21 protein-coding genes and 1 pseudogene are annotated in these 22,967 nt (G+C 62.4%); 15 read left to right on the forward strand and 7 right to left on the reverse strand.

Going from position 1 to position 22,967, the window contains the following annotated elements; translation table 11 throughout:
• Positions 1–1,811: monovalent cation:proton antiporter-2 (CPA2) family protein (locus Q0562_RS09800; protein WP_298643906.1), on the reverse strand; the 1,811-nt coding region annotated here is incomplete at its 3' end.
• A gap of 157 nt (positions 1,812–1,968) precedes the next feature.
• Between Q0562_RS09800 and Q0562_RS09805 the strand changes: the two genes are divergently transcribed.
• Positions 1,969–3,966: a hypothetical protein gene (locus tag Q0562_RS09805; protein ID WP_298643908.1), complete on the forward strand. Its 1,998-nt coding sequence runs from the start codon at positions 1,969–1,971 to the stop codon at positions 3,964–3,966.
• Positions 3,967–4,116: 150 nt separating this feature from the next.
• Here the strand turns inward: Q0562_RS09805 and Q0562_RS09810 are convergent, their stop codons facing one another.
• From Q0562_RS09810 to yecR, 3 genes are all read right to left on the reverse strand, one after another.
• A complete protein-coding gene (locus Q0562_RS09810; protein ID WP_298643910.1) occupies positions 4,117–4,743 on the reverse strand; it encodes a DUF421 domain-containing protein in 627 nt (208 codons plus the stop codon).
• A gap of 385 nt (positions 4,744–5,128) precedes the next feature.
• Positions 5,129–7,081, reverse strand: coding sequence for a M10 family metallopeptidase C-terminal domain-containing protein (locus Q0562_RS09815; RefSeq protein WP_298643911.1), 1,953 nt, complete (start codon positions 7,079–7,081; stop codon positions 5,129–5,131).
• Positions 7,082–7,128: 47 nt separating this feature from the next.
• Complete coding sequence (yecR, locus tag Q0562_RS09820) at positions 7,129–7,455, reverse strand: YecR family lipoprotein (RefSeq protein ID WP_298643914.1); 327 nt, start codon at positions 7,453–7,455, stop codon at positions 7,129–7,131.
• 143 nt (positions 7,456–7,598) lie between these two features.
• Here yecR and Q0562_RS09825 point away from each other — a divergent pair, with 143 nt between their 5' ends.
• Together Q0562_RS09825 and Q0562_RS09830 are read left to right on the forward strand one after the other, a co-directional pair.
• Positions 7,599–8,213, forward strand: a complete 615-nt coding sequence (locus tag Q0562_RS09825) for a glutathione S-transferase N-terminal domain-containing protein (RefSeq protein WP_298643916.1) — start codon at positions 7,599–7,601, stop codon at positions 8,211–8,213.
• A gap of 93 nt (positions 8,214–8,306) precedes the next feature.
• Entirely contained in the window at positions 8,307–8,972 is a 666-nt protein-coding gene (locus tag Q0562_RS09830; protein ID WP_298643918.1) for a DedA family protein, read from the forward strand.
• Between the two features lie 86 nt (positions 8,973–9,058).
• Here Q0562_RS09830 and Q0562_RS09835 read toward each other — a convergent pair whose 3' ends face one another.
• Positions 9,059–10,192 carry a glycerate kinase gene (locus Q0562_RS09835; RefSeq protein WP_298643921.1) on the reverse strand — a complete coding sequence of 378 codons (1,134 nt, stop codon included), beginning with the start codon at positions 10,190–10,192 and terminating at the stop codon, positions 9,059–9,061.
• A gap of 385 nt (positions 10,193–10,577) precedes the next feature.
• Between Q0562_RS09835 and Q0562_RS09840 the strand changes: the two are divergent.
• Positions 10,578–11,722 (forward strand): annotated as a pseudogene (locus Q0562_RS09840) (sugar diacid recognition domain-containing protein).
• A 704-nt stretch (positions 11,723–12,426) separates the two neighbouring features.
• Here Q0562_RS09840 and Q0562_RS09845 read toward each other — a convergent pair.
• Entirely contained in the window at positions 12,427–13,365 is a 939-nt protein-coding gene (locus Q0562_RS09845; protein ID WP_298643925.1) for a hypothetical protein, read from the reverse strand.
• Positions 13,366–13,394: 29 nt separating this feature from the next.
• A complete protein-coding gene (locus Q0562_RS09850) occupies positions 13,395–14,819 on the reverse strand; it encodes a surface lipoprotein assembly modifier (protein ID WP_298643927.1) in 1,425 nt (474 codons plus the stop codon).
• Positions 14,820–14,984: 165 nt separating this feature from the next.
• On the opposite strand from Q0562_RS09850, the gene Q0562_RS09855 reads away from it, so the two are divergent.
• The 11 genes from Q0562_RS09855 (at position 14,985) to Q0562_RS09905 (ending at position 22,838) form a co-directional block, all read left to right on the forward strand.
• Complete coding sequence (locus Q0562_RS09855; RefSeq protein ID WP_298643928.1) at positions 14,985–16,343, forward strand: GntP family permease; 1,359 nt, start codon at positions 14,985–14,987, stop codon at positions 16,341–16,343.
• Between the two features lie 293 nt (positions 16,344–16,636).
• Positions 16,637–17,335 carry a uracil-DNA glycosylase gene (ung, locus tag Q0562_RS09860; RefSeq protein WP_298643930.1) on the forward strand — a complete coding sequence of 233 codons (699 nt, stop codon included), beginning with the start codon at positions 16,637–16,639 and terminating at the stop codon, positions 17,333–17,335.
• 193 nt (positions 17,336–17,528) lie between these two features.
• A complete protein-coding gene (locus Q0562_RS09865; RefSeq protein WP_298643932.1) occupies positions 17,529–18,488 on the forward strand; it encodes a hypothetical protein in 960 nt (319 codons plus the stop codon).
• Positions 18,489–18,586: 98 nt separating this feature from the next.
• On the forward strand, positions 18,587–19,150 hold the full coding sequence (rsmD, locus tag Q0562_RS09870) for a 16S rRNA (guanine(966)-N(2))-methyltransferase RsmD (protein WP_298643934.1): 564 nt from the start codon (positions 18,587–18,589) through the stop codon (positions 19,148–19,150).
• The gene (gene coaD / locus Q0562_RS09875) at positions 19,147–19,644 is read left to right on the forward strand and encodes a pantetheine-phosphate adenylyltransferase (RefSeq protein ID WP_298643935.1); all 498 of its coding nucleotides are present in this window, start codon (positions 19,147–19,149) and stop codon (positions 19,642–19,644) included. The genes rsmD and coaD overlap by 4 nt, the downstream gene beginning before the upstream one ends.
• 57 nt (positions 19,645–19,701) lie before the next feature.
• Complete coding sequence (locus tag Q0562_RS09880) at positions 19,702–19,935, forward strand: hypothetical protein (protein ID WP_298643937.1); 234 nt, start codon at positions 19,702–19,704, stop codon at positions 19,933–19,935.
• 147 nt (positions 19,936–20,082) lie between these two features.
• Complete coding sequence (gene rpsP / locus Q0562_RS09885; protein WP_298643938.1) at positions 20,083–20,331, forward strand: 30S ribosomal protein S16; 249 nt, start codon at positions 20,083–20,085, stop codon at positions 20,329–20,331.
• 4 nt (positions 20,332–20,335) lie between these two features.
• Positions 20,336–20,878, forward strand: coding sequence for a ribosome maturation factor RimM (gene rimM / locus Q0562_RS09890; protein WP_298643940.1), 543 nt, complete (start codon positions 20,336–20,338; stop codon positions 20,876–20,878).
• Positions 20,879–20,882: 4 nt separating this feature from the next.
• The gene (gene trmD / locus Q0562_RS09895; protein WP_298643942.1) at positions 20,883–21,641 is read left to right on the forward strand and encodes a tRNA (guanosine(37)-N1)-methyltransferase TrmD; all 759 of its coding nucleotides are present in this window, start codon (positions 20,883–20,885) and stop codon (positions 21,639–21,641) included.
• Positions 21,638–22,003 carry a 50S ribosomal protein L19 gene (gene rplS, locus Q0562_RS09900; RefSeq protein ID WP_298643943.1) on the forward strand — a complete coding sequence of 122 codons (366 nt, stop codon included), beginning with the start codon at positions 21,638–21,640 and terminating at the stop codon, positions 22,001–22,003. The genes trmD and rplS overlap by 4 nt, the downstream gene beginning before the upstream one ends.
• 7 nt (positions 22,004–22,010) lie before the next feature.
• Positions 22,011–22,838 (forward strand): 3'(2'),5'-bisphosphate nucleotidase CysQ, encoded by an 828-nt coding sequence (locus tag Q0562_RS09905; RefSeq protein WP_298643944.1) that lies wholly within the window; start codon positions 22,011–22,013, stop codon positions 22,836–22,838.
• Positions 22,839–22,967 lie beyond the last annotated feature (129 nt).

Here is a 22,967-nt window from a genome sequence, read left to right on the forward strand (position 1 = left end):
AGCGCCGCAATCATCGCCTCTGTTTCGGCGTCGTCGGCTTTGGCAATCATCGCCATGCGTTCGTTGCCGAAGCGGGGCAGGTCGGGGTCGTAGGCATCCGCCATCAGGCGCACGCTGTGGCGGTCGCGGTGATAGTAGAAGTCGCTGATTTTCTGCGCCAGCGCGATATCCATGCCGAGCATTTCCAGGGCAATCCGCCCGCTGCGCATCGCCGCGTCGAAGGTTTCGCGGACGATTTCCTGTGCGCCTGCGCGGTAGAGTGCGTAAACGTGCCGACGGTCGTAGGCGCGGGCAAGGATGGGCAGCTGTGGGTAGCGTTTGCGCGCTTCTTCGACGATGGCGGTGGCCTGTTCGGCGTTGTCGATGGCGACCACCAGCAGTTGTGCCTTGGCAATGCCCGCTGCTTCCAGCAGTTCCGGGCGGGAGGCGTCGCCGAAGTAGGTTTTGATGCCGTATTTGGCCAGGCCTTCCACGGTTTCCACGTCGTAGTCGATGACGGTGGTGTGGTAGCCGCAGGATTCGAGCAGGCCGTCGATTGCCTGCCCGAAACGGCCGTGGCCGAGGATGATGATGGGGTTTTCTTCGGCGATGGTATCGGCCTGACGCGGGTCTTGTCCGACAGCGGCTGCGCGCGGGAATTTTTCGTACACGATGAAGAGCAGCGGCGTGAACAGCATGGAGAGCGCCACCACGAGCAGCAGGCGATCCGCCACGGCTTGCGGCATCACGGCGTTTTGCACCACAAAGGACAGCAGCACGAAGCCGAACTCCCCCGCCTGGGCAAGGCTGAGGGCGAAGAGACGGTTGTTCAGGCCGCGCTGGCGGAAGAGTTTGCCGAGGACGTGCAGCACCGCCGCTTTGACCAGCATCACCGCCAGCGTCAGGCAGAGGATGGTGCCAAATTCGTTAAAGAGCAGGTTGAAATCGATACCCGCGCCGACGGTGATGAAGAAGAGGCCGAGCAGGAGGCCCTTGAAGGGTTCCAGTGTGCTTTCCAGTTCGTGCCGGTATTCGCTGTCCGCCAGCACCACTCCGGCGACGAAGGCGCCCAGTGCAGGCGAGAGGCCGATCAGGCTCATCAGCGCGGCAATGCCGATTATCAGCGCCAGCGCCGTCGCCGTGTACATCTCGCGCAGGTGCGAGCGGGCGATGTAGCGGAAAAACGGGCGGGTGAGGAAGTGGGCGCCGCCGACGATACCGCCGATGACCGCGACAATCAGCGCCGCTTTCTGCCAGGCGGGCATGCCGTCAAGCAGCGTCGCCGCCGTATGCCCGCCGCCCGCCTGCGCGGCGAGTTCCGGCAGGGCGAGGAGCGGCAGGAGCGCCAGCATCGGGATGACGGCAATATCCTGAAAGAGCAGCACCGAAAACGCCGACTGCCCGCCCGGACTGTTCAGCAAGCCCTTCTCGCCGAGCGTCTGCAAGACAATCGCGGTGGATGAGAGCGCCAGCACGCAACCGGCGGCGACCGCCACCTGCCACGGCTGCCCCAGCAGCATGGCAAGCGCGGCAATCACGAGTATCGTCAGGACGACCTGCAAACCGCCGAGGCCGAACAATTTGGCGCGCAGTTTCCACAGCATGGCCGGTTCCAGTTCGAGCCCGATAAGGAACAGCATGATGACCACGCCAAATTCGGCAATGTGCTGCACATCGTGCGTTTCTGCGCCGACGAAATGAAATACCGGGCCGATGAGGATGCCTGCCAGCAGATAACCCAGCACCGAGCCGAGACCAAGCCGCTTTGACACCGGCACGATCAGCACCGCTGCCCCCAAATAGACAAATGCAGAAGAGAGAAGAGAAGTCATAAAAATCCTTAAAAACAAGTAGCGGAAAGAAAACGGGCGGCAGCCCGCCGCAACAATGCGGGACAATGCGGCAAAAAACAAGGCTGCCGGCGAGAAAACCGCAACGCCGCCCGCCACATTCACCAAACTGCGGCGGCGGAGGCGGCATAATGCCGCCATGAACCTGCGCCCCATCATCGCCATTCTCGCCCTCGCCGCCACCGCCGCAGCCGCCCTCACCGTCGAACTCGACATCGCAAGCGGCAAAATCGGCGGCGTGCCCGTCAACAACCTGCACCTGCGCGCCGAAAGCACCGACGGCAGCGACTGGCGCATCAGCGGCAGCCTGCCCGCAACCCGTCTCGCGGGCAGCCCGCTCGACAACACCCGCCTCGACGCCCGCCTGCGCCGCGCGCGCGACAGCCTCACCCTTGAAGACCTCAACCTGCGCGGCACCCTTGGCGGCACCGCGCTGCACCTGCACAGCGACCGCCTCATCCTCGCGAACATCCTGCGCGGCGAACTGCGCCTGCCGCCGGAAAGCCGCCTCACCCTGCGCGCGGGCACACACCGCCTGCACACCACCCTCGCCTACGCGGACGGCAGCGCCGCCATCCGCGCCGACCTGCCGCTCGCCCTGCTCGAACCGCTGCTCAAACAGCAACAGCTCGGCGGCGACATCCGCCCCGCCCTCACCATCCGCCGCACCGGGGCGGATTACCACGTCAGCGGCGGGATTACCCTGCACGACGCCCGCTACAACAGCGCCGACAGCCTGCGCGCGGCGGAACACCTGCGCGGCAGCATCCGCCTCGACCTGCACGGCGGCGGCAAGCGCTGGCAGGGCGACATCGCCCTCACCCTGCGCGCGGGCGAAATCCTCCTCACCCCCTACTACTACCGGCACGACGGCGCACCGCTCACCGCCCGCCTCCACCTCGACTACCGCCCCGACCGCCTGCGCGTCCGCGACCTCACCGTGGCAGACGCCCACGCCGGCGCCCGCGCCGACCTCGACTGGGACCGCCGCGCCAATCGCCTCACCGCCCTCAGCCTGCACCACCTCACGGGCGACGCCGACCACCTCTACCGCCGCTACCTCCAACCCTACCTCGGCGACGGCCTCTTCGGCGACGCCGCGCTCAAAGGCAGCCTCTACCTGCGCGGCAGCTACCGCGACGGGCAAATGCGCGACCTCGCCGCCGTCTTCCACCACCTCCACATCACCGACCGGCAAGGCCGCTACCAACTGCGCGACCTCGACGGCCAGACCGGCGACGACGGCAGCCCCTCGCGCCTCACCCTCGCGGGCGGGCGCTGGCACAAACTGCCCGTCGGCACCATCCGCGCCGACTACCGTTGGGACGCGCGCGGCATCACCCTCGAAAAACCGCTGCACATCCCCATCCTCGACGGCGGCATCACCGTGGAGCGCCTCGAACCGCAGCAGGACGGCTACACCCTCAGCGCCCGTATCGCCCCCATCAGCCTCGCCCGGCTCGGCGACGCGCTCGACACCATCCGCTTCCCCGGCAGCCTCGGCGGCACCCTGCCCGACATCCGCCTGAACAGGGACGGCCTGCAACTGCAACAACCCGTCAACCTCAGCACCTTCGGCGGCACCATCCACATCGACCACCTGCACATCCGCCGCTTTTTCAGCGACGCGCCCTACGCCGGTTTCGCCCTGCGCCTGCACAACCTCGATCTGCAACCACTGACTCACACCTTCGGCATCGGCGAAATCGAAGGCCGCATCGAAGGCGAGGCGACCGACGTCATCCTCACCAACTGGCGCCCGCAGCACTTCCGCGCCCGCCTCTACACCCCGCCGCACAACCCCGGACACCGCCGCATCAGCCACGAAGCGGTGGCCTACCTCGCCCGCGCGGGCGGCGGCAACCTCATGCTCAACCAGTTCATCCGCGTCTTGAACCGCTTCCCCTACGAGCGCCTCGGCTTCACCGCCCACCTCGAAAACGGCGTGCTCACCCTGGACGGCATCGCCCCCGCCCAAGACGGCAGCGGCGGCTATTACCTCGTCAAAGGGCGCGGCCTGCCGCACCTCGACATCATCGGCCACACCCGCAAAATTGACTGGCAGGAGCTGCTCGACCGCCTGAAAAGCGCCGGCGACAGCGAAGGCGCGCAAGTGGAAAGCAAACTGGGGCGGTAGCCCGCACTCACCGTCGTCAGCCGCACCAGCGGTATTTCCGGCGGTGCCGCCGTGCGCCCCTGCCCTGCCCTTTCCCGTACCGCCGACGCGGCAGCGTGATGCGCCCGGCGGTTTGGATGACCGCAGCGGATGCGTCGCGCAGGAAGAGCATCAATATCCCGTTATTGTTATCTGACCATGTTCGTATTCCGCGAGGAACACCGCGCTCGCGTCCGTATAGCCCTGCGCCTGCAATTCTGCTTGCAGCCAGTCTTCGTCCTTGTCAATCATATCCAGCGTCGCCTGCTGGATGACGCCGTCGGTAATCAGCGGATATTTCGGTTTTTCCTCGCCCATCTGCGTGATGATGAGCCGTCCGTCCTGTTCGAGGATGACCTGTTTGACGTCTTTCACTGCGTACGCGCCCTGGGTGCGCAGTTTGAAGGCGAGCTCATGTGCCGACATGCCGACCCGCCGCACCGCTTCCACATCAATCTTGCCGCGCGAAATCAGCAGCACCGGCTGTCCGTCCACTATCCGCTTGACCAGACTATTGTGTTTTTTCAACCAGCGCAGCGACAGCGCCAGCGCGAACCAGATCACCAGGATCAGCAGGAATTCAAGGATGGTGATATCGGGGTTGTAGATCACCCCGCCGACAATCCCGCCCAACACGTAGTTCTGTACCTGATCGCTGGCCGAGGCGGGCGCGAGATTGCCCTTGCCGGTCAGGTTGATGACCAGCACCAGCGCCAGAAATCCGAGAATCAGTTTGACCGCAACCAACAGGTAAAACATCGGCGTACTCCCTCATATGGATAAAACACCGCGCCATTTTACGCGCCACATCAAGGCCATTTCCCGCCGCCTGCGTGCCGGACTTTTTGTCCCGCCCGGCGGTGAGCCCGGTGTTTGCGCCGCTTGGCGGCTGTTTTCTCTTTCCGCAACCCGCGTGGGCAACCAGTTGCCCACCCTACGCGGGCCCGGTGTTTGTCCCGCCTGGCGGGCGTTCTTTGGTTTATCCGGTATGGCAGGGCTCTTTGGAGGCGCTGTACCAGACGCTGTCTGTGCGGGCGCGGGCGATGTGGAGGAGGGCGAGGCCGGGGAAGAGGGCGGTGCCGCGCGGGGGCGGGCCGAGGCCCGCCCTACGGTCGCAAGCGGCCGATTTTGCCGTACCGGAACATCAGATGATGTGGATATGGCTGGCGCTCAGTTCGAGGTCGCGGCCGATGTTGGCGATGAGCGTGGCCGCTGCGGTGCCGTTGCCGTCCGGGTCGTAGGCGAGTTCGCCTGTCGTCGGGTTGTAGATGATGCGGTCGTCCGCGTCTTGTGCGGCGCTGCCTTTGGTGAATTGTGCGGCGCGCAGGGTGCCACTTTCTTGCAGGGCGGTGTAGATGCGGTGGTCGAGTTCGAGCAGGTCGCCTTCTTTCAGGTTGAAGTCGGTGATGGTGTCGTGGCTGCCGTCAAGCGGGCTGGCGAAGCGGAAGGTGTCCGCGCCGCGTCCGCCGGTGAGGGTGTCGCCGCCGCGTCCGCCTTCGAGGCGGTCGTCGCCCGCGCCGCCGTCGATGCGGTCGTTGCCGTCGTAGCCGAAGAGGTAGTTGGCGGCGCTGTTGCCCTTGATGGTGTCGTGGCCCGTGCCGCCTTTGGCATTTTCGATTTGTGTGCCGTAGCCGATGAAGAGCTGGCCGCTGTTCGGCTGGCCGTAGCCGTTGAGCACGAGGTTGTCACTCTTGCTGCCCGCGTAGTTCCAGCTGCCCGGCGTGAGGTCGAGGAAGAGGTTTTGCGTCTGGTCGGAGGCATCAAGCATGTCCTGCCCGCCACCATCGAAGATGTAGATGCCGTTGCCGAGGGTGTCGGCATTGAAGCGGCCGAAATGGTAGGTGTCGTCGCCGCTGTTGTAGTCGGGGTTGACGCCGTAGCGGTAATGCAGGGCGATGAGGTCGTAGATGCCCTGTTTGGTGGGCGAGAGCGGCGGGTTGTCGATGTAGTACTGCTCGCCGTTCAAACTGAAGGTGAGCCGCCCGGCATGCTCGGCGGAGGTGTAGGACATCAGGGTGAGGTCGTCGCGGTTTTCGACACCGGGCAGACTGACGCTGTTCTGGTCGCCGAAAGGGTGGGTCAGGCCGATGCTGTGCCCGATTTCGTGGATAAGGGTCGCCCAGCCGGAGGGGAAGAATTGGCCTTCGCCGTTGATGACGTACTGTTTGCCGTGGCGGAAGGCGTCGTCGGCGGCAAAGCCTTTGGCGTTGAGGTGGACATCGCCGCCATAGCGCGCGTAACCGGTAACGATGCTGTCTTCGCTGTGTCCTTCCTGGGCGATGCTGAGGTCGTCAAGGTAGTAATGCAGGGTGGCATCATCCGCCCCTGTTTCGACGAAGCGGATGTTGGTGTAGCGGCTGATGTCCGCCATCGCCGCGCGGATGTCGGCTTTCTGCGCTTCGCTGAAGACGCGGAAGCCGCTCAGGTAGAAGCCGCCGATGCGGTCGTAGGCGTCGGTCGCGAAGTGGTAGCGCACGGTCAGCGGTTGGCCCATGACGTGTCCGGCGAGGTGGCCGTCGTTGTCGTCGCTGTTTAACGCCTGAATGAAGTAGTAGCTGTTGGTCGAGCGGTCGCCGGCGAAGCGGCTGTCGCTGACGCTGACGCTGCCGTTGTGCTGCGCCGGATCGTCTGCGGGAAGCGTCGGGCGGTTGGCGGGGGTGGGCGTGTTGCCGCCGCCGCTGCCTTTATCACTGCCGCCCCCGCCTGCCGCCAGCGCCACGCCGCCGCCAACCAGGGCAAGCCCGCCGATGACGAAGGGCAGCGCCCCCGGCGTGTTGCCGCTGTGTGCGGTGGTGGCGGTGGTGTGCGGCAGGGACGGCGCGTTATCGGGCACGGGCGGCGGGGCGTAGTCCGGCATGGCCGCGTAAGCAATGGCCGGGGCGCTGCTGTGGTAGGCATAGTAATCCTGCACCACGGCGCGCAGTTCGCCATCCTGATAAATCCACAAATCCTGTCCCTGCTGCACGGTTTCCACCGCACCCGTGCCCCGGATGTCGTAATCCTCATCCGCCCGGGCGGGGATGGTCTGCACACCGCTGCGGTCGATGTCGATCACGCGGACGCGACCGGGGTTATCTTCCATAATAAAGTCGTACATAAAGAGGCTCGCTTGGTCGTAAAGTTAAAAAGTGGCTATTTCGCGCCTTATTCATCCATGCACTGATATTGCACGGTGGTGGTGTATTTGCGGCAGGTTGTCCATACCCCAGGGCTTTGTGTGCAAGTGGTTTTTTCGCCACCAAAGGCTTCAGCGCGTTTATATCCCCATGCCTGGCAACGCTTTTCTGCCGTTTTTAGCCCTTGCAATTTATTTACCGTTGGAGTTTCCATTTCCATATAGTCATAACTGAGTTCAATGACACCATCAGCCTTGCTGCCGCCCGTTGCCACCATTTCCTTTGCAACGGGTGCGCAGCCCACCAGTGCCACACCAAAAGCCATAAGCAGCGAAGAACAAAGAATTTTCTTCATAACTAGAGCATCCTCAAAATATTGTGAAAACATGAGTATATTACGTTATGGTTAAAACATTTTCATCCTGGTATAGATCTGCTATTGGCTCTGCTTTTTGTTATAAACCACCCGCACAATCGGTGCTTTTTGAGGAAATTATCATGTTGAAACTGCATTATTTCCCGGGCAGTTGCGCCTTCGTGCCGCATGTCGCCCTGCAATGGTCCGGCCTGCCTTACGAGGCTGTCGCGGAAACCCGCGACAGCATCAAGACGCCCGCTTATCTCAAGCTCAACCCGCTCGGGCAGGTGCCGCTTCTGGAAGACGGCGACTGGACGCTGACGCAGAATGTCGCCATTGTCGGCTACATTCACGATCTCGCCCCCAAAGCGGGCATCTTCGGCCACGGCGATGTGCGCACCACGGCGAAAGCGCGGCAGTGGCTGGCTTTTGCCAACAGCGACCTGCACCGCCGCTTCAGCCTGGTCTTCGGCCCGGCGCGCTACGTCGAGGACGAAGCGGCGCAACAGGCGCTCGCGGCAGGCGGACGCGCCGCCATCCTGCATCTTTACGGCATCGTCAACGACGCCCTGCACGGGCAAAACTATCTTGCCGGCAGCCTCAGCATCGCCGACATCTATGTGTACACCACCCTGCGCTGGGCGCACACGCTGCAAATCGGCCTCGACGGTTTCGACCGCCTCGGCGATTACTACGCACGCATTGATGCCAACCCGGGCGTGCAGGCCGTCAAAAAACAACAACAAAATCACTAAATTCATGGACTTCCCCACCAGCGGCGGGCGCGCAAAGCACCCGCCGCTTTGATATGATGCGCGCCTTTCACCCGCACCCGTTTGAGACTCTAAATGTCCTTCCTGCAAAGCTTTTTTTTCGAATACGGCTATTACGCCGTCTTCAGCGTACTCGTCCTCTGCGGCATGGGCCTGCCCCTGCCGGAAGACATCACCCTCGTCACCGCCGGCATCATCTCCGCCCTCGGCGACAAAAATGTGCACATCATGCTGGCGGTCGCCTATCTCGGCGTGCTCGCGGGCGACTGGATGATGTACCTCATCGGCTGGAAATTCGGCCCGCACCTGCGCAAATCGCGCTGGTTTTCCAAACTGCTCACCCCGAAGCGGATGCTGCAAACAGAAACCCTCTTCCTGCGCTACGGCAACCGCCTCGTCTTTATCGCCCGCTTCCTGCCCGGCCTGCGCGCGCCGATTTACGTCATGACCGGCATCACCCGCCGCATCAGCTTCTGGCAGTTCACCCTCATGGACGGCATCGCCGCGCTGCTCTCCGTGCCCTTCTTCGTCTATATCGGCTTCTACGGCGCGGAAAACAGCGAATGGATGATGAGGAAAATGCACGAATTCAAATACCTGACCGTAACGCTGTTCGTCTGCCTCGCCGCCTTCATCGTTTACTACCTGTGGCGGCGCAAACGGCGCATCGCTTTTTTTCGCACCACCCGTGCCCGTCTGCGCGCGCAGCGCAAGGAAGGCAAACCGGTGCAAGCAGGATGATGACGGCAATCAGGCGGCCATTGGCCGCCTGATTTTTTATGCCGCGCATTTTGCCTTCGTGCCGGCGCACCAGGCGCCGTGCAGGTTTACCTGCCCAGCCGGTACAGCCTGGCAACATTCTGCGCGGTCGAAATCAGGTTGTCCCGCGCGTTGGCCAGCACGGTTTCCAGCGAACCGAGCTGGCGGATAATCGGGAAGACGGCGTCGATACCGTGCGCATAGACGACTTCGTAATCTTCACGCAGACAGCCGACAATGGCGATGACGGGTTTGCCGTATTGCTTGGCCACCTGTGCCACGCCGATGGGGGTCTTGCCGTGTGCACTTTGCGAGTCCATGCGGCCTTCGCCGGTGATGACCAGGTCGGCATCTTTGACATACCTTGCCAGACCGACAGTTTCCAGCACGATTTGCGCGCCTGCCCTCAGGTGCACGTTGGGCAGGGTGAGCAAACCGCCGCCCATGCCGCCTGCCGCGCCCGCACCCGCATGGTCTTTGATGTTTTTGCCGGTGGCGGCCCGGACTTTGGCGGCGAAGCGGGCGAGTGCGGCATCCAGTTCCGCCACCATTGCCGCCGTCGCGCCCTTCTGCGGGCCGAACACGGCAGACGCCCCTTTTTCACCGCACAAGGGGTTATCGACGTCGCAGGCGACTTCAAAATCCACATCGCGCAGGCGCGAATCCAGCCCGCTGAAATCGGCCTGTTCGATGTGCGCGAGCGCACCGCCGCCAAAGCCGAGCGGATGGCCGCTGCCGTCTGCAAAACGTGCGCCCAGGGCTTGCAGCATGCCTGCGCCGCCGTCGTTGGTCGCGCTGCCGCCGATGCCGAGGATGATTTTTTGCACGCCTTCATCCAGTGCCGACAGAATCAGTTCGCCGGTGCCAAAGCTGGTGGTCAGCAGCGGATTGCGCCGTTCCGGCGGCACCAGATGCAGCCCCGAAGCCGCTGCCATTTCGATGATGGCAGTTTTGCCGTTGCCGGAAATGCCGAATTGGGCTTGCACCTTGTTGCCCAGCGGGGCAGTTACTTCCACGGTTTTGAGGCAGCCTTGCGAGGCGTCAATCAAGGACTGGACCGTGCCTTCGCCGCCGTCCGCCATCGGCACCTTGACGTATTCGGCATCGGGCAACACTTTTTTCAGCCCGGTTTCGATGGCTTCGGCAACTTCCATTGCCGACAGGCTTTCTTTGAACGAATCGGGGGCTATGACGATTTTCATATCAGTCTCCTGCATATATGTGGGGGAAGGGGGGTACGCCGTCCGGGCCTGCGGCGGCATTCAGAAGCGGCATCAGGTTGCCCGCCTTGATGCCCCGTGCCCGCACCCGGCGCCATCAGCGTATCTGCCGGTCTGCCGTATGCGGGCGAAACCCGTCCGGTGGCAATAACCGGCGCAACGATTGCACCCGATGCGGAAGCGGAAACCATGCACTTTCTCCGGAAGGTAAAGAAGAGGAGGGGCTTGTCACAGGTGGGATTATGCAGAAGCGGGGCGGAAAAGTCTTTGTGCAATGCCACTAAAAGCATGATCCCGTTCCAGATTCCTTGCTGCTATTTGACAGAGAAAAACCATAATGGGTTTTTTATTGTGGCAGGACAGTGATATGCACGAACTCACCCCCGGCATGGCGCAGAAAATCGTCGCGCGCACCATGGCAATCATCGGCTGCAATATCAACATCATGGATGCAGACGGCGTCATCATTGCCAGCGGCGACGCGCAGCGTATCGGGCAGAAACACGACGGCGCATTGCTGGCTTTGGCACAGGGCAGGACGGTCGGTATCGATGAAGACAGCCCGCTGCACGGCGTCAAGCCGGGTCTGAATATGCCCCTGCGGCTGGACGGCGAAATCATCGGCGTTATCGGCCTGACCGGCAACCCCGGCCATTCGCAGGAATTTGCCCGCCTGGTCGGCATGACGGCGGAGATGATGCTGGAACAGGCGCGTTTGTTCGAGATGCTGGCGCAGGATGCGCGGCTGAAAGAAGAACTGATCCTGAATCTGGTGTCGGCCGAAAAAATCACGCCCGCCATAGAAAGCCGGGCAAACCGCCTCGGCGTGGATTTGCGCATGCCGCGCGTGGCCTGCATTATCGAAGTGGATACCGGGCATTTGGGCGTGGCAGAAATCAACGAGGAAATGCGCACCCTGCAAAAGCTGCTGCACTATCCCGAACGCGACAACCTGGTCGCCGTATTGTCGCTGACGCGGCTGGTCGTGCTGAAACCCGCATTGAATCCCCACGGACACTGGAATCTGCAAAACCATATAGCACGCATTGATGCGCTGGTAGCGCGCATGAGCGAACAGACTTCGCTGACTGTCCGCATCGCGCTGGGGCATTACTTTACCGGCCATGCAGGACAAAACGCCATCGCCCTTTCCTGTCAAACCGCGCAAGCGGCGCTGGAAGTCGGCAAAAACCGTTTCCCCAACCGGCGGATTTACCATTACCAGGAACTGATGCTGCCGGTATTGCTCAACCCGCGCAAAGACGGCTGGCAGTCCCGCGAACTGGCGCGGACGCTCGACAAACTCAAACGCGCCGACAAAAACGGCTTGCTGCTCAAAACCCCGCGCGCGTGGTTCGCGCACAACATGAGGCAACGCCGATCGCGCAGGCGCTGTTTGTTCACCGCAACACGCTGGAATACCGCTTGCGCAAGATTTTCGCACTGACCTGCCTGGACATCGACCATACCGATGACCGTTTTTTGCTGTATATCGCCGTGCATATGGTGTAAATCACCGGGACATGGGCGAAAGGAAAGCGGCCGGGCGGGGCGACGGCGGCAACCGGGCGGCCGAGCCGCCCGGTTGCTTGTGGCTGCCACCTTCGCGCACGACAAAAATATAGTCGTTTCAAATAGGGCTGAGACAAGGCGGTGAGCCGAAGACAGTACAGATAGTACGGCGAGGCAAGCCAACACCGTATCAGTTCTAGTTGAAACGACCATAACGCCCCGGAATAAAGGGGATTTCCATGAAGAAAAACCCTTCCTCCGCTGCATAGGTATCCGCCTATCCCGCAACGAGAAAATCTTTTTAACGACCGTGGTTCATCCTTCCCCCGCATGCGGGGGAAGGTGCCCGGAGGGCGGAAGGGGGCAAAAGACGCCTGCTTGCCTTACTTGGCCCGATTCTCCCTGCGGACGAGCCCCACCCTACCCTCCCCCGCAAGCGGGGAAGGGAATTTATCTTTTGTTATTAAAGAATTACGCCTGCCCGGATAGGCAGATACTTATGCGCCGCTTGCGGGGGAAGGTGTCGCGCAACGACGTAAGGGGAAGACCACATGGGAAAGCCATCATAAAGAAATATTGCCGTAACGAAGGCTGGGAATAACGGCGCAGGGCGGGTTTCAACCCGCCCTGTTTCTTTTTGTTGTTACTGTTTCTGCACGAGAAGCCGCTTGGGGAGGCACTTGTCGGCAGCGGGGTTGCCGGGGTTATTTGCCGCCCGTTGCCGCCGGTTCGGCGGCAGGTTGTGCGGCGGTGCTTTCGGCGGCGGCGGGTGGCGCGGTGGTAGTTTCGGCGGCAGCGGCAGGTTGTGCGGCAGCGCTTTCGGCGGCAGCGGCAGGTTGTGCGGCAGCGCTTTCGGCGGCAGCGGCGGGTTGTGCGGCAGTGCTTTCGGCGGCAGCAGCGGGCTGCGCGGCGGTGCTTTCAGCGGCAGCGGCAGGCTGTGCGGCAGCGCTTTCGGCGGTGGCGGGTTGTGCGGCGGTAGTTTCGGCGGCAGCGGCGGGTTGCTCGGCGGTGCTTTCAGCAGCAGCGGCGGGTTGTGCGGCGGCGCTTTCAGCAGCAGCGGCGGGTTGTGCGGCGGCGCTTTCAGCAGCAGCGGGTTGTGCGGCGGTGCTTTCGGCGGTAGCGGCGGGTTGCTCGGCGGTCGTTTCGGCGGCAGCGGCGGGTTGTGCGGCGGTGCTTTCGGCGGCAACTGCGGGTTGCGCGGCGGTAGTTTCGGCGGTATTTTCGGCGGCAGCGGCGGGTTGCGCTGCGGTGCTTTCGGCGGCAGCGTCGGGTTGCGCTGCGGTGCTTTCAGCGGCAGCGTCGGGCTGCGCGGTGGCGTTTTCGGCGGCAGCGGCGGGTTGTGCGGCAGCGCTTTCGGCGGTGGCGGGTTGCGCGGCAGTGCTTTCGGCAGCAGCGGCGGGCTGTGCGGCGGTGCTTTCGGCGACAGCAGCGGGTTGCGCGGCGGTAGTTTCGGCGGCAGCGGCGGGTGGCGGCGCCGTCAGTTGGCCGACGGGGGCCAGGCGGCGGTCCTGTCCGTCATCGGTGGCTGTCACGGCACCGCCGGTGCCGCCGATGACGAAATAGCAGCCCAGCACGAGGACGATGGGGGCGAGAAAGGCGCCGGCAAGCGGCAGCAGCAGGGAACGGGCGGGTTGGTTTGTCATGGTTTTCTCCGGTGGGTTGTGGGCGGGGTTCAGAAGGATTTGCTCAGTTCGAGATAGATGTCCTGATCGTGGTCGTCATAGTAGAAGTGGTTGCTGGCGGTGCGGTCCCAGCTGAAGGTCAGGCGCGGGGTGATGCCCCAGAAGTAGAGATTGCGGTTCCAGAGGCTGAGCGAGACGCCGTATTCGTTGTCCTTGCGCTTGATGCCGAAGAAGTCGGGGCCGTCGTAATTGCGCCGCGCGTAGGTGCCGACGAGGCGGGTGGACATGCCGAGTCCCCATTCCTGCCCCCAGCCGAGGTTGACGCCGAAACGCTTGAAGGCGTCCGAGCTGTCCTGCGCCTTGCTGCGGATGGCGTTAGCTCCGCCAAACCAGTACTGGCGCGCGTTCGGCGCGTAGAGGGCGCTCAGGCCGCCGTAGTACTGGTTGCCGTCCAGCCATTCGCGGCGGTCGTGCTGTTTGTGCATGGCCTGGGCGGCAGCGCTCAGGCGCCATTTCGGGGTCAGCCAGTAGGAGACGTTGGCATCGGCGCCGAGGTTGGTCGAGTAGCCCTGGCCGGAATAGATACGGCGCTGCACGAAGGGGATGAGGCTCGCATCCCAGCGGGCGTTCTGCCAGCCGCCGCCCATGCCGAGGCGGAAGCGGAAGTCGTCGTAGTCGTGCGCGTCCCAGTACCAGTCGCTGTTCATGCTGCTCTCGAATTGGGCATACCAGCCGTTCGCGGCAGGCATCCGCCGTTCGGCGGAGAGGTCGAGGTGGATGCCGTGCGCTTTTTTTGGCGCGGGGAAGGTCCAGGTGCCGCGCCCGGCCTGACGCTCGCGTTCGCGCGGCGCGCCGTTGATGTTGTTCTCGTTGCGATAGTAGCCGCCGATGTTGAAGGTCCAGCTGCGCCGCTCGCGCAGGGTGGTGAGCGCCTGTTCGATGATGTGGCGGATGTCGTCCGGCAGTTGTTCGGCGCGCAGTTTTTCGAGCTGGGCGCGCGCCGCTTCGTCCTGGTGATCGGCCATCAGCGCCATCGCCAGATGCAGGCGCACCGGTTGCAGGCTGGGGTCTTCGGCAATCATTTCGCGGAAGCGGGCGATGGCGAGCGAGAGATCGCCGGTGCTGCGCGCCTGCATTGCTTCGCCGAAGCGCAGCAGCATTTTGTCCTGCTTGTCGGCGGGCAGTTTGCGGTAGATGGGCAGCAGCATGGCGACCGCATCGGCATCGCCGTTGATGATGGCGCTGTCGAGGGCGTTGGCGAGCAGGGCGGGATCGGCCAGCAGCTGTTCTTCGGTCACTTCCATCACTTGCGCCTGCTGCTGCCGGTCTTTTTGCGTGTCCGCCGCCACTTTCTCGGCAGCCGCCGGCAGTTTTTCGTCCGGCGCGTGCAGGTCGGGGGTGGTGACTACCGGATTGGGCGCGGCGTGAAGCGTCGCCGCAAGCACAGCGGGAAGAAGTGCGGGGAGGATGCGCATTGCTCTGGTCTCGTTGTAAAAAATGACGCGCAAGTATAACGCCTGAAAGGGGTTTCTTCCCGCTTGCGGCGCATGGTGTTTTCCTGTTTTTATGCGTGATTTTATTGTTGTTAATCGTGGTTTCTTTGCGGATAATGCGAGCAGTTGTTCAACCGTGAGGTGTTTATGATTGTCTGGTGGTTGGTTCTGGTCATCGTCTTTATCGTGCTGGCGACGGCCAAGTTGAAATGGCATCCCTTCCTCGTCCTGCTGCTTGCCTGTTTTTTGACGGCGTTCTGCTATCAACTGCCGCTGACCGGCAAGACGGGCATCGCCGCCGTCATCGGCACGGGCTTCGGCAATATTCTCGGCTCGATCGGCCTCGTCATCACCCTGGGGACGATCATCGGCCTGGTGCTGGAAAAGACGGGTGCGGCGCTGGTCATGGCGGAAGCGGTGGTGAAGGTCATCGGCCCGCGTTTCCCGACGCTCGCCATGTCGGTGGTCGGCGCGATTGTTTCCATTCCGGTGTTTTGTGATTCCGGCTTCGTCATCCTCCATTCGTTGAAGGAATCGCTGGCGAAGCGGATGAAGGTGTCATCTGTGGCGATGAGCGTCGCGCTTGCCACGGGCCTCTATGCCACGCACACGTTCGTGCCGCCGACGCCGGGGCCGATTGCCGCCGCCGGCAAGCTTGGGCTGGAAAACCAGTTGGGAATGGTCATCGGTATGGGGCTTTTGGTTTCGCTGGTGCCGATCGTCGCCGGCTGGTGGTGGGCAAACCACTTCTTGCATGAAGCGCCGGATGGTGCCGCCGCTGCGGATGCTGCCGCTGCCGACAAGGCACAAGCCATCCGCGACGGCTACGGCACACTGCCCTCGCCTGCCGCGGCCTTTATGCCGATTGTCGTGCCCATCGTGCTGATTTGCCTCGGTTCCATTGCCGCTTTTCCGACGCATCCCTTTGGCGACGGCACGGCGCTGACGTTCTTTACTTTCTTCGGCACGCCGCTGAACGCGCTGCTGATCGGCCTGTTCCTCTCCTTTCTGCTGCTGCGCGGCGATAAGGCGGCGCATATCGGCACGATTATCGGCGACGGCATCGCCGCCTGCGCGCCGATTCTGCTGATTACCGGCGCAGGCGGCGCGTTTGGCGAGGTGTTGAAGGCAACGCCGGTTGCCGACTACGTCGGCAAGACGTTGAGTACGAGCGGTGTCGGCCTCTTCATGCCGTTCATCGTCGCCGCCGCGCTGAAATCGGCGCAGGGCTCGACCACGGTGGCGCTGATTACCACCGCCGCCATCGTCGAACCGCTGCTGGCGCAAATGGGGCTGGACAGCGAAATGGGGCGCGTACTCTGCGTGATGGCCATCGGCGCGGGAGCGATGACGGTATCGCACGCCAACGACAGTTTCTTCTGGGTCGTCACCCAGTTCAGCCGCATGAGCGTCGGCCAGGGCTACCGCACGCAGACCGCCGCCACCGCTATTCAGGGTGTGAGCGGGATTATCTGGGTGTGGCTGCTCAGCAAAATATTCCTGTGAAAATCGTGATTGCCCCGGCTGCCCGCCGGGAAGCGCTGCCGCAAGCGGAATACCGCTGCGTGCAGGCGCGGCGAATGACTTGGGCTATGCGTCGGCGCCACTCGGCGCCGCACGCATCTCCGGCATTTATAGCCACTACGCCGCGTGTGCCGGTAATTGCCATTGCCGGCACACGCGGCGCGGGCGCGGCCAACCGCGAACGTACCGCGCGGTTATGAGCCGCCCTTTGCCCGCCTTCCCCTGCTGTGGCACAATTTCGCCCGCCATTTCCTAACATTGCAGATAAGACAAATATGACGAGCGAAATCACGATAAACCCCAACGACGTACAAATCGAAAGCGGCTGGAAGACCGCCCTTTACGACGAATTCGGCAAACCCTACTTTGCCCGCATCAAACAAATCCTGATGGATGCCAAAGAAGCGCACATCCCCATCTATCCGCCGGGCAGCCTCATCTTCAACGCCTTCAACCGCACCCCGTACGACAAAGTGCGCGTGGTCATCCTTGGCCAGGATCCCTACCACCAGCCCGGTCAGGCGATGGGGCTGTCCTTCTCCGTGCCGCAGGGCGTGCGCGTGCCGCCCTCGCTGCTCAATATCTATAAAGAACTCGAACGCAGCATCCCCGGCTTCGTCCCCCCCAACCACGGCGACCTCAGCGCCTGGGCGGATCAGGGCGTGCTGCTGCTCAACGCCAGTCTCACCGTCGAACGCGGCAAGGCGGGCAGCCACAGCCGCATCGGCTGGCAGACCTTCACCGATGCCGTCATCGAAAAACTCTCCAACGAACGTAGCGACATCATCTTCATGCTCTGGGGCAACTACGCCAAGGACAAAATCCGCCTGATCGATGCCGACAAACACTACATCCTCACCGCCGTACACCCCTCGCCGCTGGCGGGCAACGGCTTCATCGGCTGCTCGCACTTCGCCAGCGCCAACCAGATTCTCGAATCACGCGGCGAAACGCCGATCAACTGGCAGGTGTAGCTGTCAGGCTTCCCGGTTGAAAAACCCGCCGTCCGGCGGGCTTTTTGCAGGGCCTTCCTGCAAACCGCGTGGCGGATGCGCCCGCTTGTCCGTTCCATAAACGTAAACCGCCCGTCACGTGCCGCATCGCCCGCTTTTGTTAGACTGTCTCCGCGATTTATCCCTTCCCATCAACCCGGTACGAGGTGTTTCCATGCGTAAATTACTGTTGCTCGGCCTGCTGGCCGGTGGGGTGGCGTATGCCGCCGATGATGACGCGCGGCGTTGCGACCTGGCAGGCGCAGAGGCGTACGACCCGATGCGCCCGGCCGGTGTGCCGTTCCGTTATTTCCACCCGCTTTATGCGGATACGGCGACGATGAAGGCCGATGTGGAGGCCTGCCAGCGCGCTTTTGCCGCCGGCAAAGACCCGCGTTATTCCTTCCAGGCGGGCAACATCCTGCGCGATTTCTTGCAGGAGAAGAGCTTGCGCCGGATGACGGCGGCGGAATCGCCCGCTGCGGCCGGACAACTGGCGGACAAGGGCATGGAGCAGTTGGCGCTCGGCGCTTATCGGGCGGCGGCGGATGCGGGTTATCATCCGGCGCGCGCCGTGCTGGCATCCATGGCGGCGTTGCAGCCGGACAGCCCGGCGACGCTGTTTGATGATGTGCTCAAAGATGCACCGGCAGCGGGTCATGCGGGACTGGCGCAGTGGTATGAGCGGCAGATGCTGCTTGCACCGGAGCGCAAGGCACAGTGGCAGGCGCAGGCGAAGCAGCATTGGCAGGCGGCGCTGGATGCGGGTAATGCCGCCGCCCGTCTTGGCCTGGCACGGATACTCGCCGACGAAGGGGATATGGCGCAGGCCCGCACGCTGTTGCAGCAGGCGGATGCGCAGGATCTGTACGCGCTGGATGCATTGGCGCTGTTTTATTTCAAAACGGGCGAGACGGCGGCGGGCGAACAGATCCTGGCCGGCGTGCAGCAGCGCGCGGATGCGGGCAATGCCGATGCGCGGGTGTTCGCGGATTATTGGCGGGGCTTGCGCCTCTTGAACGGCTGGGGCATGGCGCATGATGAAGCGGCCGCTATCGCGGCCTTGCAGGCGGCAGCGCGCGGCGGACATCAACAGGCGCAATTCACGCTGATGGGGATGAAGCAGCCGTGGTGAATGGCGGTGCGGTGAGAAAGCGGGCGGTTGCGCCGCCCGGCGGCATCCGGCAAGCGCGCAGCGTATGATGTGCGCCTTTGATGGCAACGGGAGAAGCAATGAAGGCTGTGGAAAGCAAAATCCGCATTATCGGCGGCAAGCATCGCGGGCGGCGGCTGGTCGTGCCGGAAGGAGAGGGTTTGCGCCCGACGCCCGACCGCGTGCGCGAGACGCTGTTCAACTGGTTGCAGTGGGAAATCGGCGGCGCACATGTGTTGGATGCCTTCGCCGGCAGCGGCGCGCTGGGGCTGGAAGCATTGTCGCGCGGCGCGGCGAGCGTGCTGTTCGTCGAACGCGAGGCGGCGGCAGCAGCGCGTCTACGCGCCGTGCTTGCCGATTGGCAGGAGGCGCATGCCCGCGTGCAGCAGGGCGACGCGCTGCGCCTTGCGCCGTCTGCGCGTTATGACCTGATTTTTCTCGATCCGCCGTTTGCCGATAAGCTGCACGGGCAGGCGCTCGCACATTTTCTGCATGACGGCTGGCTGAAACCGCATGGCAAGGCGTATGTGGAAATGTCGTGTACACATGAGGATTTGCCGTTGCCCGCCGGTTGGGTCTGGCACAGGCAGGGCAAGGCGGGGCGCGTCTTTTTCGGTCTGCTGCGACGCGGGGCGGCGGCATGATGCGGGTCGGGATTTATCCGGGAACCTTCGATCCCGTCACGCGTGGACACGAGGACATCATCCGCCGCGCGGGGGTGCTGTGTGACCGGTTGTACGTCGCCGTCGCGCGCGGGCACCACAAGCAGACGCTGTTTTCGCAAGACGAGCGCCTGGATTTGATGCGCGTCGTCTGTGCCGATGTGCGCGGAAACTGCGAGGTGGTGCCGGTCGCGTTTGATGGCCTGCTGGTCGATGCCTGCCGGCAATACGGCGCGACGATCATTATTCGCGGCATCCGCAGCGTCGCCGATTACGAATACGAACATCAGTTGTCGAGCATGAACCGCCATCTTTTACCTGCGGTTGAGACCGTTTTCCTCATCACCGCCGACCGCTACAGCTTCGTGTCATCCGGCCTGATTCGCGAAACGGCGCGGCTTGGCGGCAATGTCGGCGAGCTGGTACATCCGTATGTTAAAAAATTTTTAACGGTTAAGGTTTGTAAGGGTTGTTAAAGATTGTGTATATTAACGCTCGTCATTTTGACGTTAACAACTTTTAGGAGTTCATATATGAAATCTTTGAAAATTGCTTCTATGGCCGCCATCGTCATGATCGCTGCCGGTTGCGCCAGCCAACCAAAAGAAGATCCGCACGCTTCCGAAATCGCCGCGCTGCGCGCCGATATCGCCGAAGTCAAATCCATCGCCATGCAAGCCAACGAAAATGCGATGATTGCACGTCAACAAGCCCAGGAAAACAGCGAAAAAATCAACCGCTCTTTCCGTGGCAAACAATACAAGTAAGCAACTGCCGAACGTATCGTTCACAAAGGCACCGCAAGGTGCCTTTCTTTTGTCCGGCGTCCGCAGCGGGGTTTTTCCGCTTCCCTTTTGCAGGCGAATCCGTACAATATGCCCTCTTTTTATAGCCCCTTAGCAAGAGGAACCATAATGTTAGCAATTCGACTCGCCCGTGGCGGTTCAAAAAAACGTCCCTTCTACCACATCGTTGCCACCAACAGCCGCAACGCGCGTGACGGACGTTTCATTGAGCGCCTCGGTTTCTTCAACCCGATCGCCAAAGGTCAGGAAATACCGCTCAACGTCAATGTGGAACGCTATGAATACTGGGTTGGCGTTGGTGGTCAGGCCAGCGATCGCGTCAAATCTCTGGTCAAACAGTTCAAACAGCAGGCCTGATTTCGTGCCACACGACGCCGCAGACATCGTCGTCGGGCGGATAGTCGGCGTACATGGTATTCGCGGGCAGGTGAAAGTCCACTCGGACTGTCGCCCCCGCGAATCACTTTTTCAGTACCGCCACTTTACTGCCAGACAAGGAGGCCGCCCCGACCTGCACTTGCGCCTGCTGCGCGGGCAGTCAAACGGCAAAGGCCTCGTTGCCGCCTTTGCCGATATTGCCGACCGCGATCGGGCAATGACACTCTGCGGCTACACCCTGTACATCCGCCGCGACCAACTGCCGCCCGCAGCAAACGGCGAATACTACTGGGCGGATCTCATCGGCCTGCGCGTGGAAAACCGTCAGGGCATCACCCTCGGTCAAATTGCCGAACTCTTCGAAACAGGCGCAAACGACGTACTGGTTGTTCGCGCCAACGATGACCAAGAAATCCTCATCCCCTACATCCGCCCGCACTACATCGAGAACATTGATCTTGCCGCCGGTGTAATACAGGTGGACTGGGAACAGGCATGGTCACAAATGACCACTGACGATCACTGAAACCGTGCGCATCGACATCATCAGCATCTTTCCCGAACTCGTTCGCCACTGGTTCAGCCGGGGTGTCATCGGGCGCGCCCTGAACAAAAGCGACAATACGCCCGCCGTCCTGCATTACTGGAACCCGCGCGATTACAGCGATGACCGCCACCGGCGCGTTGACGATCGCCCTTTCGGCGGCGGCCCCGGCATGGTCATGCAATACACGCCGCTGGCACGCGTGGCCGACGCCATCAATGCCGACGGCGACAGGCCGTTGCACATCTACCTCAGCCCGCAGGGCAGCACCTTCAACCACGAACTCGCCGCCGTACTCGCGCGCAAAACGCGCATCGCCCTGTGGTGCGGGCGCTACGAAGGCATTGACCAGCGCTTTCTCGACGAACACATCGATGCGGAAATATCCATCGGCGACTTCGTCCTCTCCGGCGGGGAAATCGCCGCCGCCATCATTATCGATGCCATCCTTCGTCTTGTCCCGGGCGTCCTGGGCGACGAACAGTCCGCACAGGAAGACTCTTTCCAGCAAAAACTGCTGGACCATCCGCACTATACGCGCCCGGAAAATACTGCTAAAATCCGCGCCCCTGAAATTCTGCTCAGCGGCAATCATGCGTACATCGCACAGTGGCGCATGAAACAGGCGTTGGGCAGAACTTTTTTGCACCGTCCCGACATCTTCTGTCAACTTGATCTCAGCGACGCGCAGCAAAAATTACTCAACGAATTTTTAACCGAACAGCAATTTGGAGAGCCGTCATGAGCAACATCATTGACACCCTGGAACAAGAACAATTCAAGCAGGATCTGCCGCAATTCAACCCCGGCGACACTTTGGTCGTGCAAGTTAAAGTTATCGAAGGCAATCGCGAGCGTCTGCAAGCCTTCGAAGGCGTCTGCATCGCCAAACGCAACCGTGGCATCGGTTCCTCCTTTACCGTGCGCAAAATCTCGCATGGCGAAGGTGTCGAGCGTGTATTCCAGACCCACAGCCCGCTGGTTGCATCCATCACCGTCAAGCGCCGTGGCGACGTGCGCCGCGCCAAGCTCTACTACCTGCGCAAACTCGAAGGCAAGGCAGCGCGTATCACCGAAAAACTTGACGCCAAAAAGAACAACGCATGACCGGCATATGCTGAACGCTGACGACCAGCGCCTCATTGCCGCCATCGCCGCCCTTGCCGCACAGACGGGGGCGGCGATTTTGTCATATTACGACCACCCCGACAGCTACCACATCCGGGTCAAAGACAACCATACCCCGCTCACCGAAGCAGACCTTGCCGCCCACAACCTCCTCATCCGCAACCTGCCGCACATCCTTGACCTGCCCTGCCTCAGCGAAGAATCCGATGCCGCCGTGCACCGCCACCCGCCTGACGACTACTGGCTGATAGACCCCATCGACGGCACCCGCGAATTTATCGAGCGCAGCGGTGAGTTCTGCATCGCCATCGCCCGCATCGAGCATGGCCGCCCCACCCTCGGTTTCATTTATGCCCCGGTCGGCGGCATCTATTGGTACGCCCTGCGCGACAAAGGCGCCTACAAACACGACGAACACGGCGACACCCGCCTGCACTGTCGCCCCATGCCGCAGCCGCCGACCATCATCACCGCCCGCCCGCGCCTCGGCCGCCTCATGCGCGACTACCTCGGTGCCAACTTCGGCGGCTACCGCCACATCTGCTGCGGCAGCGCCCTCAAATTCTGCGCCATCGCCGACGGCTGCGCCGACATCTACCCCAAACTCTCGCCGACCACCAGCCAATGGGACACCGCTGCCGGCGACATCCTGTTGCACGAAGCGGGCGGCGGCCTGCGTTACTATGGCAACCTGCCCGGCAGCTACGGCAACCGTGCCACCACCAACCCGCCTTTTCTCGCCTACGGCGGCGGCATCGGTGAAGACGCCCTGCACAACTATTTCATCGCCATGCAGCGCGCCCTCACCTCCTGAAACACCGCCTCTTGCGCCGACACCCAAACGGCTGGATGCCAATGTGCCGCCCGCCCGGCGGCATTCACCTTGCAAAACCTGCCCCCGCCACCATAACCACAGCCAACCCGCCTAACCAAGAGGACACCC

Source organism: uncultured Cardiobacterium sp., assembly GCF_938028825.1.
Taxonomy (GTDB): Bacteria; Pseudomonadota; Gammaproteobacteria; order Cardiobacteriales; family Cardiobacteriaceae; genus Cardiobacterium.